This window comes from Psychrobacillus sp. NPDC058041, from assembly GCF_042885655.1.
In the GTDB taxonomy this organism is placed as follows: Bacteria; Bacillota; Bacilli; order Bacillales_A; family Planococcaceae; genus Psychrobacillus.
The window spans coordinates 53,332-67,648 of the sequence record NZ_JBHVRO010000004.1 but is presented as its reverse complement, the minus strand read 5'-3'; the positions used below and the strand labels follow the sequence as shown (position 1 = coordinate 67,648).

Annotated in this window: 11 protein-coding genes and 1 pseudogene; 2 read left to right on the top strand and 10 right to left on the bottom strand. The window is 35.4% G+C overall.

The window, feature by feature from the left end:
* Positions 1–203: 203 nt before the first annotated feature.
* Both ACFVR1_RS07800 and ACFVR1_RS07795 read right to left on the bottom strand, forming a co-directional pair.
* Entirely contained in the window at positions 204–1,352 is a 1,149-nt protein-coding gene (locus ACFVR1_RS07800; RefSeq protein ID WP_387582613.1) for a VanZ family protein, read from the bottom strand.
* A 552-nt stretch (positions 1,353–1,904) separates the two neighbouring features.
* A complete protein-coding gene (locus ACFVR1_RS07795; RefSeq protein WP_387582610.1) occupies positions 1,905–2,840 on the bottom strand; it encodes a hypothetical protein in 936 nt (311 codons plus the stop codon).
* 184 nt (positions 2,841–3,024) lie between these two features.
* Here ACFVR1_RS07795 and ACFVR1_RS07790 point away from each other — a divergent pair, with 184 nt between their 5' ends.
* Entirely contained in the window at positions 3,025–4,071 is a 1,047-nt protein-coding gene (locus ACFVR1_RS07790; protein WP_387582607.1) for an LCP family protein, read from the top strand.
* A gap of 56 nt (positions 4,072–4,127) precedes the next feature.
* Here ACFVR1_RS07790 and ACFVR1_RS07785 read toward each other — a convergent pair whose 3' ends face one another.
* The 3 genes and pseudogenes from ACFVR1_RS07785 to ACFVR1_RS07775 all read right to left on the bottom strand — a co-directional run bounded on the left by ACFVR1_RS07785 (position 4,128) and on the right by ACFVR1_RS07775 (position 6,834).
* A complete protein-coding gene (locus ACFVR1_RS07785) occupies positions 4,128–4,691 on the bottom strand; it encodes an SMI1/KNR4 family protein (protein ID WP_387582605.1) in 564 nt (187 codons plus the stop codon).
* Between the two features lie 102 nt (positions 4,692–4,793).
* A pseudogene (locus ACFVR1_RS07780) lies at positions 4,794–5,608 on the bottom strand (lipid II flippase Amj family protein).
* Between the two features lie 236 nt (positions 5,609–5,844).
* Positions 5,845–6,834 (bottom strand): phosphotransferase, encoded by a 990-nt coding sequence (locus ACFVR1_RS07775; protein ID WP_387582602.1) that lies wholly within the window; start codon positions 6,832–6,834, stop codon positions 5,845–5,847.
* 283 nt (positions 6,835–7,117) lie between these two features.
* On the opposite strand from ACFVR1_RS07775, the gene ACFVR1_RS07770 reads away from it, so the two are divergent.
* Positions 7,118–8,251: a DegT/DnrJ/EryC1/StrS family aminotransferase gene (locus tag ACFVR1_RS07770; RefSeq protein WP_387582600.1), complete on the top strand. Its 1,134-nt coding sequence runs from the start codon at positions 7,118–7,120 to the stop codon at positions 8,249–8,251.
* 163 nt (positions 8,252–8,414) lie between these two features.
* On the opposite strand, the gene ACFVR1_RS07765 is transcribed toward ACFVR1_RS07770, so the two are convergent.
* The 5 genes from ACFVR1_RS07765 to ACFVR1_RS07745 form a co-directional block, all read right to left on the bottom strand.
* The gene (locus ACFVR1_RS07765) at positions 8,415–9,569 is read right to left on the bottom strand and encodes a Ger(x)C family spore germination protein (protein WP_387582597.1); all 1,155 of its coding nucleotides are present in this window, start codon (positions 9,567–9,569) and stop codon (positions 8,415–8,417) included.
* Positions 9,566–11,020 (bottom strand): spore germination protein, encoded by a 1,455-nt coding sequence (locus tag ACFVR1_RS07760; protein WP_387582594.1) that lies wholly within the window; start codon positions 11,018–11,020, stop codon positions 9,566–9,568. The genes ACFVR1_RS07765 and ACFVR1_RS07760 overlap by 4 nt, the downstream gene beginning before the upstream one ends.
* Before the next feature lie 33 nt (positions 11,021–11,053).
* Positions 11,054–12,142 (bottom strand): endospore germination permease, encoded by a 1,089-nt coding sequence (locus ACFVR1_RS07755; protein ID WP_387582591.1) that lies wholly within the window; start codon positions 12,140–12,142, stop codon positions 11,054–11,056.
* Between the two features lie 298 nt (positions 12,143–12,440).
* Positions 12,441–13,256: an ABC transporter permease gene (locus tag ACFVR1_RS07750; RefSeq protein WP_387582589.1), complete on the bottom strand. Its 816-nt coding sequence runs from the start codon at positions 13,254–13,256 to the stop codon at positions 12,441–12,443.
* Complete coding sequence (locus ACFVR1_RS07745) at positions 13,253–14,284, bottom strand: ATP-binding cassette domain-containing protein (RefSeq protein WP_387582586.1); 1,032 nt, start codon at positions 14,282–14,284, stop codon at positions 13,253–13,255. Before ACFVR1_RS07745 ends, ACFVR1_RS07750 begins: the two co-directional genes overlap by 4 nt.
* Positions 14,285–14,317 lie beyond the last annotated feature (33 nt).

Genomic DNA, 14,317 nt, shown 5'->3' with positions numbered 1-14,317 from the left:
TCACCTCTTCATTTTGTTGATACTAATACTATAATTGCTCATCCTTACAGCATTTTTATACCAACCTTACAACAAGCTTAAATCTAAGAAAAAACAGACAAAAAGGAATTATCCTCAGGTGTTTGCAAGGCAGAAAAAAGCCATCTCCGCTTGCTTTCATAAGCAAAAACCCGACTTCTATTAAATAGAAGTCGGGTTTTACATTATTTTTTTCTAGTTGTATATAAATCAGATGCTTCATCGAAGTAGAAACGGCGTTTTTCTTTACTAAATACGACTAACATAATGTGAATGAATAGCACAATCATTAAAATAATAAAGATAACCCAAGTACCCAGTGTTAAAAATACGGATGACTTATAGTAAGGCGAGTCCATCGATATTTCCATATTACTCAAAGTACTTGCAATCACTGTTATAAAGTACATGACATAAATTGCACCAAAGCGTTTAAACAATCGCTTGTTTGTTTCTGCCCTACCTACTTTACTGTCATAGTGAAAGCGCATAATCTTCGTACCAACTGTATGTCCACTCCAAAGCAATGGAATGATAAAAAACAATACAAAAAATGCAATTGTACTTGCAATAATTTCAATAACCTCATTAGCATTAGTCATGTTCAAAACAAGTTTGACTACCGTATTACTGATAAATAAATCAATAATAATTGCCAGCAACACGGACATCGATTTTACTTCATCAAGGGCTAATAATTTTTCTGCTTTCGCATTAACCCTCTGCCTGGAAGGAAATAACGCTAGTACGGCTGGCGCAATAAAAAATCCTAGTACGCCACCTGCCGTATTCAACATTAAATCATCCACATCAAAAATTCGATAAGCACAATTATAAATGCCGTAAATGCCAGTTACCTGTGTTACCTCGTAAAATAGTGTTAATACGAACGTAAACCCTAGGGCTTTCCTCCAATTCTTTTTCTCTTGGAAAAAATAACGTAGATAAACGCCAAAAGGCAATAATAATACAAAATTAAAAAGCGCTTGATAAAATGAAGGTTGTTTAAATAACAGCACATAAGTACTTGGTTGTGACAGGACAATACCACTATTCTCCAAGGTATTTGCTACAAATTGAAATGGTACTAGTGAATAATGCTGTGTATCAGGTTTTTGTAACGAACAAGTATCACGAATTTCTGGCAACGGCAACAATACTAAAAACAACGCCGACAGAAAATAAAAGACAAATGAAAATGTGATTAATGTAGTAGAAAGGGGTAAGTAACTATATTTTCTATATGTATAAATGAGCCACGGAATAAATAACATAAATGCTAATATGACAAAAAAGATGGCTGCCACATAGATTGGCTGTGTATAAGCTATCAATTTTTCTCCCTCTTTTCATGAAAATATTCAACTACTTCATCCTAACATGCTCTTTTCTCTGAATATTATTTAATATTTCTTCGTCATCAATCATTAAATTGGATACTTTTGTTCACTTTTCTCTTACAGATAACACTGTTGATTTTCGCTACAGGTGGACGCGTTCCGCGGGCGAGGCCGACCCTCCTCGTCGCTTTGCTCCTGCGGGGTCTCGACTTTCTCGCTTTTCCCGCTGGAGTCGCCACCTTTCGCTCCAATCAACAAAAATTAAATTAAATCTACATTTATAACAGTACTTATTTTTTCATGGTTTGATGGCTTATTTATCGCAGAGCTTAAGAGTGGTAAGTACAATTAATAATATTTCCTTTTATTTTAAAATGATTAATCGGATAGTAGATCAAAACGATTCGGTTGTTATTACTGAGTCGTTTTACTTTATGCCGGGTAAAGCTAAATTTTATGAATCTTGTATTGTTTGAAGTACCAGGTTCTAATGGTTTCGGAACTAGGCATATTAAATAGACTCAACTTCAGCATGACTTTAAAATCTCATTGTTTTTTGCTTTCTACACATTTGGTTGGATCTATTTTTGTCTCCTCCCATTTCCCTTGGTTCCTTCTAATTAATTGTGAGATTAGCACATCCGTATCGTTCGTTAATCGGACGAAGATGAATCGATAATCGTTGCCATCCGTACCAATTATATCAATGGTTTTCACGTAACCATCCATTTTAGTTGGTAATCTTTTTTTAATTAGTTTGCACCAATTCCCATATTCAACATCGACAACATCTTCTCCCTGTTGACGCCAGCCATGATATGCAGCACATAGAAAATCTTCGCCGATCAACTCGATTTTATCTATTTTGTAATTACTCTCTTCCTTTAGAATTGAAACAGTGCCGTAATGATATTCGAAAGCAGAAATGCCTTTCGCTGTCTCGTTAATCGTTTCTAGTTCGATGAAGAATTGAATCTGTTGGTCGCTATTTTGATTTGGAAGTTTATATAATTTTATTAGATTTGTATGGCCAATTCCTTCGAAAGAAGATAGATAAGTGGAATAGGAGACTTTTTGTTTATAGTCTTTAGTGAAGAAATTGTATGCGATCGGAAATGGAATCCTTGCTTCTCCTACCGTTCCGCAACCTGCAATAAGATTGCTCGTTAGATTTGCAGCTTCCCTTAAAATACTGAAATAATTGAGGAGTGTATTTTCCGGTTTACCCATCAAGGACGGTGGGAGACTGATTTTATCGTAGGTTTTATCATAATAGGTTTGGAAAAATTGATAGCCGAATAATTTGTCATTCAAGATGACGCGACGGGATGGACGAAAATATTTTTCAACATCTATTTGTTGATAGGTTTCTGTTTCGTTTTTATTTTCACGTTGGGCCAATTGTTGTTTTTGAATTTCCGCTCCCATGAAATAAATGGATGTATCGCTCTTTATAAATCCAAAACGCTTTATAAACCTCACTTTGCGAATCCCCTTCTTTTCTACTTTCTATAACATATGCCATTGTCCAAAAAGAATCTTTTTGGGTAATCCATTTAGCAAGTTCTACTTACCTATTCCATGTATGTGACTAATCATATACAAGTGTAAGAATATTATGTATAATTTGGTAATATTATATTTTACAAGTAAAGTAGGGAAAAATATGGCTCCAACACGACTTACCAAACTTAAAACCACCAAAAAAAGAAAAATTTTATATACTATACTTATCGTTTCCATGCTACTAGTATCTAGTGTAATTGTTTTTGCAATTAAATTGACTCTTGAAACGAAAAATGCTTCATCCAAAATGTATGCGCCTTTAGTAGGGGAGACAGAAAATAATGTTGAGTTAAATCCCAAACCAGATGGCTCCTCATTTACGATTTTGTTAGCAGGTATAGAACATGAAGAGGAAGAAAAATATGGCCGCTCAGATATGCTCCTTGTAGCAACGGTTAACCCTAAAACACAAAAAATATCGATGGTCAATATTCCACGGGACACAATGGTTTACATAGAAGAGTTGGGCTATGAAGATAAAATAAATCATGCGTATTCTTCTGGGGGAATAAGTTACACAATTAATACATTGCAAAAATTCTTAGATATTCCAATCGATTATTATGTTTCCACAGATTTTCAAGGATTTGAAGATATTGTTGATACTGTAGGAGGAGTCGATGTAGATGTTCCATTTACATTTAAAGCTCAGCTGACGGAAAGTTTGAAGTGGAAAACATACACAAAAGGTCCAATGTTTCTAAATGGTAATGAGGCACTAGCTTATGTACGTATGCGTAAAAAAGATCCAGAAGGCGATAAAGGACGAAATTCACGCCAAAAACAAGTAATTCAAGACGTTATAAATAAAGCCACGAGTCTAAGTAATATTACAAAAATAGATAATATGATAAGAGACGTTGGTAATAACGTAAAAACAAATATCCCTACCTCAGAGTATTTTGGATTAATTAAAATGTATCAAAAAGTAAAAACATCCCCAATTGAGCAATTACATCTCGAGGGGATAGATAAAAAGCTATATGATAAGAAGGAAAAGAAGGATATATGGTACTTCTTTCCTGATGATGATTCCTTAAACGAATTAAAAGAAATTTTGAAACTTAACCTAGATGACTCCGGACAAAATGCACAAAATGATATTAATACAACCAAAGAAGTGAACGATTTATCAAAAGGAGAATAAAACGAGTCGGTCGTTTAGACTGATTCGTTTTTCTTTTCGCTTAGTAAAGTTAAACCTTATGAATCTAGTATGACTCCCCTTTCATCATAGTCTGGATAAATTGCGTGGAATACAGGTATTCCCGGTTCTTCATCGTCATTATTACTCCAAAATATTGTTAGCCATTCTTCAAAATTGCTTAATACTTTTACCACTTTATTTGATATCTGACTAATAAACCCGACTCTATAATCATTGTTTGTAATGCCATCTTCACATAAGAATACCCAGTGATTGTTAGAAGAATCGCCACCATCAAACATTGTAAATGAGACGAGTCGGGTGGATTCTATCATTTCGTTGGTTTCTACTATTAATACTTCATTTGGAATGTCAGGGATTATCCTACTCACTTTGCTAACATTACTACAAGGTGAGTCTTTACTAACACCACCTATTGGTTCACTATCCAATAAGAGTATCCCATTAGAAAATCTCTTTAAAAACTCAATAAAGGAAATAGGCAGATGATATCCAAGCATTTTTTCATGTGCTTCAACCATTTCATCCGTTGCGCCCTCAAACCTATCAACATCAGGATATTTTTCATTGAACTGTTCAATAAAATCATTAATATTCATACTATCCCTCTCTTCAGTTAACCACTTTCTTGGTTTTCTTCTTGTATGGCTATCAGATAGCTTTTCGCAAGTCGAAGCCTTAACGAAAGTCCCCAATAAACATTAAGCAATGAATTTAGTAAACCACGCGATATAATTCGCCCCTGGTATAAATAATATTTGGGCTAATAAAGTTCCTAGGAAACGAGAACTCATCATCATAACCGAAGCTCTTTTTAAATTTAGATGGCTTCCTCTTTGATTAATGACATCATCTGCAAGAATTGAAATTTTAGGGTCAATAAAAATAATGAGTAAAATCGTCGCAACACCGTTTACAATCCGGAAGCCATAATCGCAGTTGTTGCTCTTTCTGGTGCCAATAAAGCGGCATATAAAGCGGAAAGCACACCAATCGTATAAATTGCAGTAATGAATACATTGATTATAAATAATTTAAGAGGTATATCTCTCCAGCTAATTCCCTTCAAGTATGAAAAACTAGGCATACGAAGATGTTTAATGCCTCGCTTGAAGTACTCAAGGCTCAAGCCTTTTTTAAATAATGCAGGTATTGATCCTCTTTCCTCCGACAAATGAATAATTGCACGCGTAAAGATTGCAACAAAAGTCGGTAATAAAAGAATTCCTAGCAGTGTCCCTATTGAAGCAGAACCAATAATAATACGATATTGATTTTCTACAAACTCTAGCGTATTCTCTTTCGGTGCTGTATCAATCAGACTTCCTGTGAAGGGTTGTTGCATCATATTTGCTAATCTTGATACCATCACCATCAAATTAAAAAGAGATAGAGCCGAAGCTAGTAATTTTACACGTGCACCCGCTAACCGTACTGCATAAGCTAATGTCTCAATGGAATGGATAATTAGGATAAAAAAAGAAATCATTAATAGCTTTTCTGTAATTAAGTCCATTTCTTTAACCTACTTTTCGATTTTTCTTCCTTTACCTATGTCTTCATAGTAATTATTAGCGTTACTAACTTTACAAAATGCTATATCTATTTCTCCGACTAATTTATCGTAAAGACTATTGCTGAATAACGACTTAATAGACTCTAATCTGTTTTTCAAATCTCACTAAATTTTGTTTTTATGAATACTGATGTTCTATAAAGAACTTTTCCTAATCTATCATTATTTGGCTATTATTATATATGTCTTAACATGGACTCTAATTCTTTTTGATTTTCAGAGAGCCATATCATTTCTTTTGTAAAACGTTCTGGAGGTCCACTATGCTGATCCATGCTTGAGTTTATCCACCATGTACTTTCCATAAACCATAACATTTTTAATGAGCTGGTGATGAAACCTTTCTCTAATACACGGTGCTCACTATAACCTTCTATAAAGGCCAGAACAAGAGAAACATCAAGGTTATCATCATATAATGCCCCAGATATAATAGCTCTTGCAACATCAAGTTGTGGGTAGTCATATTTCATTCTATCAAAATCTAAAACCGCACTTATTTTTTTCTCTTTGAACAATAAATTGTCTACCCAAAGATCACGGTGAGCCCAGCCAGTTTCATTCAGATTAAAATCTTCCAAATTTATAGTTTCAGTTACTTTATATTGCATTTCTAATATTGGCAATAAATATTTTTTGCTATTATCATTTGCATGATTCCAAGCAGATTGCCAATGGCTTAAACGCTCCTCACGACTTGGTGGATTAAATTCAGGGCTACTCTTACCCCCAAGTGTATCTGTGTTTAACAAATGATGCATGTTCCCTGTTACTCTTCCTAAGTCATACATTTGATGAACATTTAATTTACCTGGTGGAATTACAGTACCATCACAGTATTCCATTAACATAAAAAGTTCGCCATTATCTGATTCTAAAAGAAACTGATCTTCATAAGAATAGAGTTTTGGGCATGGAAGTCCTCTTGAATTTAATCTCATTTGTTGAGAGAAAGCTATTAATAGTTTTTCATGGTTATATCTTCTGTATCTTTCCCTGTTGTATTGCTTGATTAAATAAACTCCGGAATCCGTTGTTATTTTCCATTTTAAATTTAACCAACCACGTTTTATTGGCATCGCATCTAATACTATAAATCCAAAATATCGTTTACAAGTAATGATAAGGTCGTCCAATATCATTTCTTCTGTTAATACATAGTCCATATTTTATCTCCCTTTGAAACTTAAACTTATTATTTTATAACTATCGTAAGATACTATTTTTGTTTTTATTAATAGACAAAATGTTATTGAGATATTAGGAAACAGTTAAAATAAAAATATTGACATATTTTCTATGTTATAGGACATTATTAATAGTAGTTTGAAAATTAGAAATAAATATTTTCATGCTATTAACATTAACGATTTTCAAAAAAATATACAAGTATTACCATTAAAATTTACCATTTTTTATTATGTAATATACTAATTTGGAGGAATTTATATGAAAATTTCTATGGTAGATGGAACAGAGCAATACGAAGATTTAAAACCCGAATTATTAAAAATACTTGACGAAGTTATGAGCTCATCGAAATTTATTTTAGGCGAAAATGTAAAGAAACTAGAAAATGATATTGCTGTTTTAAGTAATGTAAACTTTGGAATTGGTTGCGCTAATGGAAGTGATGCAATACATATCGCGCTGGAGGCTGCTGGAGTTGGTCCAGGAGATGAAGTAATTACAACTCCTTTTACATTTTTTGCTACTGCCGGTGCAATTGTTCGTGCAGGTGCTAAACCAGTCTTCATTGATATTGACCCTGTAACTTATAATATTGATGTAAATAAAATAGAAAATGCTATCAATAAAAAAACTAAAGCTATAATACCTGTGCATTTATATGGTCAAATGGCAGATATGAAATCTATATATAATATCGCTAAAGAGCATAATATACATATTATTGAAGATGCTGCACAAGCAATTGGAGCGAAATTTGCAGGTATATCCCCGGGAGAATTAAGTAGTGCTGCCACATTCAGTTTTTACCCTTCAAAAAACTTAGGTGCTTATGGCGACGGTGGTATGATGATAACTAACGACAACGAAATAGCTGAAAATATGAGGGTTTTACGTGTTCATGGCGCAAAGCCTAAGTACTATCATCATGTGCTTGGTTACAATAGTAGGCTAGATGAAATGCAAGCTGCTATACTAAATACTAAGTTTCCAAAATTAGAAACATGGAATGCACTTCGCAGAAAAAAAGCCGAAACTTATAATAATCTATTTAATCAGTCAAACTTGACACAAATAATATTACCAAAAGAATCTAAAGATAGTTATCATATTTACCATCAGTATACAATTAGAGTTGATGAGAAACGTTCAGAACTTCAAAGCTATCTAAAAGAACATGGTATTGAGACTACTATTTATTATCCATTGCCACTCCATTTACAACCAGTATTTAAAGATCTCGATTATAAAGATGGTGATTTTCCGGAGACAGAAAAAGCATCCAAGGAAGTATTATCTCTACCAATCTATCCAGAGTTAAAAGAAGAAACTCAAAGATATATAGTGTCTAAAATTATTGAATTTTTTAATTATAAGAAGTCTAATTCTAATTAATTGATAATATTACATTTAAAAGATGCCCTTTTTTTGAAATAGGCAAGTAATGTAAAGATACAAAGTTATTTAATTGTGAAGTGAGAAATCTAGAGCCTTCCTACAATTTCATGTAGAAAGGCTCTTTAATCTTGTTCAATTTTCATCTTCAAAAGTTATACTATTAATCAGAAATCGTTTTCTTAAATGATTTTCTCCCTGAATCAACCTTACTAATATTTACGGTGATATTACGAATCGAATCTTTGGTCAAGTCAACTTTTCCATCCTTCTGAATTTCTTTCCATTTTTTAATATTGTATCGGTATACATATTCCGATAAGCGATAGATATCAATATCGTTCTTTAATGCCTCTTTATATGTTTCCTCAATTTCTTTCGTAACCTCTTTTTTAACAGCTTTCCGAATTTCATCCTCTGTTAAGCTTTCTTGAAATCCACTAACTGTTACATCCATTTTTATATCTATCTCAAATTTCACTTTGTTATTTTCAATATCTGGTGTTACTTTCACCTTAATTTTATCTAAAGCGACGGTTAGGTAATTATCGTTACTCGAATCTAATTTGACTGTTATTTCTCCTCTTTCTGTTTCATTAGTCATCCACTGTAATCCTCGTACTTTTTTTCCCGTAATAAATCCTTTCAACTCATTGGGAGAGATCACAGCAACCCCATTAATAGAAGCAGCTTTTTCAGTTTCTTTTTCGGTCTCCCAATTTTCTTTAATGGATACCAACGGGATACTCACTTCGTGGCTAGGCTCATTTAGTCTAATAATCATTTTTCGAAAATTTATTGGCTCTACTAAGGATTCTTGTTGATATGAATTCAGTGGGTCTGCTATTTTAGACAATGACATGGATCTATTTAGAATTGGCGTTATTAACATTATGTCTTTCACAGAATCCTTAGTACCATACACCCAGGTTCTATATCTTGTTTCTCTGTATCGGACAAAAGTGTTAATAGTCTGATTTGCATGTCCATTCTTCAATACTTCTTCCGTCAAAATGAGATACGTCAAGTCACCCCAAAAAAGCTTTTGATCCATCGAATGGTACAGTTCGAATATTGCTTCATCCATTGTCTTACCGGTAGCATGTCCAACTGCAGCTTGAATAGCCTCAGTATTTGGTTGTTCAGATTTTGCTATGTTGGAAAAATCAACGATTTGGGCATATACGTCGTACTTTCCGTCTTTATAATCTACGCCTAAACCGTAGATATAAAGCATCCTTTCAGGTTCTTTCACATCCCAACAGCCTGATAGGAAGATTATAACAAGAATAAGGATTGCTATTATTTTCTTCTTCATTTCCCATCCTCTTTGGCCCTTGTTTGATCTTGAGGATCTAAAGCTTTGGGACGCTCAGTGTAGCCTTTGGGGGGCAATCGGAATAAAGTTTTCGCGATTGTTGACCAACTTAAATCTGCTGCAATATTCAAGTATGGAACTCCAAAAATACGGATATTGGCCAAATAAAGTAATACAAAGTAGAATGTAATAAAAAACCCGAATAAACCAAACAACGCTGTCATTAATATGAAAATTACGCGTAATATACTCACCGCAGTTACTAATGACTGATTGACTAACGTAAATGTTGCGATTGTTGAAATTGCAATAATAACTATCATTGCTGCACTTGTAACACCTGCTCGAATAGCAGCATCACCTATAATTAAACCTCCAACAACACTTATACTTCCTCCAATGACAGATGGGAGGCGTAAACTCGCTTCTCTGAACAATTCAAACATAATGAGCATGAGAATCATTTCAAGTAATGAAGGCAACGGAAGCCCCTTATTCGCTTGTACAACTGTCGCTAGCAATTGAAAAGGTAACTGATTTTGGTGAAACGACGTTAATGCGAGCCAAAAAGCCGGGAGAAGCAAACCAATTAAAATTCCTGTAATACGTAGAATACGTTCAAGTGAACTATAAAAAATGGAATGCTCATTATCCTCCCCTGACTTTAGGAGTAAAAACAAATTAACTGGAGTGATGACTGCGTAAGAAACGCCATCAACAAATATGAGAAATCTTCCTCTCGCAAGGGCTTGAATAGCATAATCTGGTCTTCCTGTATAATCATTTCTAGGGAATAACTTTGAGCTTTTATTAACTTTTTCCATTAATATTTCTCCGCTAAAAACAATATCTGTATCAATTTTATTTAGCTGTCCTTTAATTTCATTCAAAATTTCCTTATTGGCGATATCATCGAAATAAAGAATAGCTACAGTTGTTTTAGACCGCTTTCCCAATATAAGTTTTTCCACACACAATGAATTCGTAGGTAATCTCTTCCGTAATAAAGCAATATTAACCGAAATATCTTCAATAAAATTATCCCTTGGTCCTTTTATAAGCGCCTCTAAACGCGTCTCTTCAGGGTTACGATTCGGCTTTTTGGCAATATTACTTGAAAAAAGGAGATGTTCATCTTCAAAATAAAGTAGCAAATGGCCTGTAAATACAAGGGAAATAGCTTCAGTCTTATCTTTTACTTTTTTTATATCCGGAATGTGTAATTGTGTATTCACTGCTTGTTCTAGAGAATTCTCAGCCAAGTTATTGCATAATAGTTGAACACGTTGGACAATTACATCATTTAATAATGGCCGGTCGACCATTGCGTCACATGTAATGAACACAACTCTATGTCGATCGAAGGTATACGCTTGAAATTGAACATCTGCTGAATTCTGAAACAACTGCCGCAAGGTTTTAAAGTCCATTGTATTTTCAACTAATTGCATCAATTTTCACCACTTTCCAAGTGATTTTATTATTTAAATCTTTTTGGAAGTCTTTCCAGAAGCTAAGGCAACAGAAGCTAGAAGGAGCGACAATAGGAAAAAGAAAAAATAGTTACTTAATAAGAAATAATTTCTCTTAATCTCAAGAAATAAACTTTCACTCAAAAGAAATAACAATAAACAAATTACGAAAAAAGCCGGTGCAAGTAGGGCCCAAATACGTTTTTTTTTCTTAGTCATATTTAACATGTCTGCAACTACAAATAAGATAAATCCTACTCTTATAAATGCTCCTGTAAGCCATTGATAAATAGAGAAAAAATCCATATGTTCAATATAGCTACCAATCGATGCAAGTCCCCATTCTTCATAAGCAGGATATCTTTGGTTAGCCGCTTCAACTGGACCAAACTCCGTAATTGCTCCCATAAGTGGGCCTATCGTCAATCCCGTCAGAATAAAAAGCATAACCATAAAATGGTACCATCTAATGCGGTCTTTAAAATGATGTTGAAGAAACAGAAGCAACAGCAATTCGACAAATCCAGAGGCTGGATACACCATTCCCTTCAAAACCGGCTGGAAACCGTGTTCAAAAAAAGGACGCAATAGCTCATAATCTTTCACTTGTATATTTACAATCGCCACAAAAAAACCAAAAATAATTACTCCAAATAAAACCATGATATTAACCATTGCAATTGTTTGTATATTTGTTGAGACAAGGAGAATACAAAGTATTATGTATATAATTAACATTAGTATCATCGGAGTTTTTGGAAGAAAGGTTGTCGTTACCCATTTCAACGTTTCTACCATCGTAAAAGCTGCAAGTAAAATTAAATATAATCCTGTAATATAAAGCACAATGGTGGATCCTACTCCACCGATTACGGACTTTAACCAATCTTTAATTGGGGCTTGATTCGATTTTTGGTGAATATAAACTAATAGAAACAACCACGGCACCGTTGCTACTGCAGCTCCTATTACAGATGCCCATCCGTCTCTTCCCACAACTTTTAGGAGTGGAGGAATAATAGTTACATGATTTTTTAAACCGATAACTGTCATTGACAGGAAGATTACATGTAATATACTAATTGGTCCAACGCTTCTCACATTATAACCCTCTAACATTTATTGGTATTGTTTAGTATGGACAATACCACGAAAGATTATAAGTTAAGGATGTAGAAAGTTGGTTTGTTATATTACATTCTAGTTTTTCAATCTTACTTACATATTTTCTCCATCTAACAAATCAGAGTGTAGTGAAAAAACCTATACACATACAAAAAACCAAGTAGAGCATATAAGCATCTACTTGGTCTATTTTTTATTCTTTTAAAAAAACTGGTTGGTTTATACTTAACCAGTTTTCACTTCACAACTGAGGAAGTCCTTGCTGTCTCTTCGTCTATGCACGACGCATATATGCACGTACCGTGATTGGTGCAAAAATAACCACAACAACAGCAGCTCCAATGAGAGAGGCGAACAAATCCCAACCAATGGTACCAGAGTTTGCAAGTTCTCTGACGGCAGTGACAAGATGCGAGATTGGGTTGATTTTTACAAACCACTGAAGAAAGTGTGGTAATGTCTCTGCTGGCACAAAAGCATTGGAAAGAAACGTCAGTGGAAACAACACAATCATCGAGATACCCTGTACACTTGAAGCGGTACGCGCAATGACACCGAAGAAGGCAAAGATCCAACTGATAGCCCAGGCACACACAATCACAAGAAGCCCAGCGATAACTACGTTACCTAAACCTCCGTCAGGTCGGTAGCCCATGATATATCCCATGGTGAAGGTTAGCACGGTTGCAATTGTATACCGAATAGTGTCTGCCAATAGTGCTCCCGCCAATGGAGCAATACGAGCGATTGGCAGTGACTTGAACCGGTCGAACACACCTTTATCCATATCCTCTCGTAGCTGGACACCAGTGACAATTGAGGTGGTGATTACGGTTTGCACTAGGATACCCGGTATAATAACCGGCAAATAGTTTTGCACGTTTCCAGAGATAGCCCCTCCAAAAATATAAGTAAACATTAGGGTGAAAATGATAGGCTGAAGCGTAACATCGAACAATTGCTCAGGTGTGCGGCGAATCTTCAACAAGCCTCGATATGCCATTGTTAGCGAATTGCGTATAGACTGACTAAAACTCGTTTTGTTGCGTAGTTGGCGGCCAGCGACTTGCTTAATAGAAGTACTTTTCATGCTCTTACCTCCCCTGCTCTATTGGATTCATTGGATACCTTATTTTCGCTTTCATCAACACCATGTCCGGTGATAGTCAGAAAGACCTCGTCAAGAGTTGGTTTCTGTACACTCAACTCTGCCAACTGAATTCCTGCATCACGTAGCGCGATAAGCAGGTCAGTAACCCGGTCAGCATCAGCCATCGGAGCGGTAATTTTCCCCATTTCCGTAGAAACAGCTGACGGTACTTTGAGAACTCGTTCAACAGTCTGACGGGCGTTCTGGATGTCCTTTTGATTTTGTATGCTCAATTGCAATGATGAAGTGCCAACTGACGCTTTCAGTTCATTAACGGTGCCCTCCGCAACAACTCGACCATGATCGATAACAGCTATACGATCAGCCAGTTCATCTGCTTCTTGAAGGTATTGAGTTGTTAACAGTACAGTAGAACCCGTCTTTACTAATCGACGGATAGTATCCCACATTTGATTGCGCGTTCGGGGATCTAGCCCGGTAGTAGGTTCATCCAAGAAGATTAGCGGTGGCTGTGCAATGAGACTTGCTGCCAAATCTAGTCGGCGACGCATACCCCCAGAGAAATTTTTCAGTGGACGCTTTGCGGCTTCTGTTAAACCAAATTCCTCCAATAACTCCTCCGCCTTTTTTCGTGCCTCCGCACGTCCTAATCCAAGAAGTCGGGAGAAGATGATCAAATTCTCAGTAGCACTAAGCGATTCATCAACAGAAGCATACTGCCCAGTAACTCCAATTAATTGGCGTACGATATGAGCCTCCTTCACTACATCGTGCCCAAAAATCCGCGTTGAACCTGCGTCTGCTCGCAGTAAAGTAGCCAGCATTCTGATTGTGGTAGTCTTACCCGCCCCATTTGGACCAAGCACACCGTATATAGTACCAGTACGCACATTAAGATCAACACCGTCAACTGCACGATTGTCACCAAAGTTTTTGACAAGCCCTCGCGCTTCAATTGCCCATTCACCATTGTTCGGCTCTATTACCTTTCTATTCACATTACTCATTGTAATTCCTCCCTCTTTTTAACAGGTTAATTT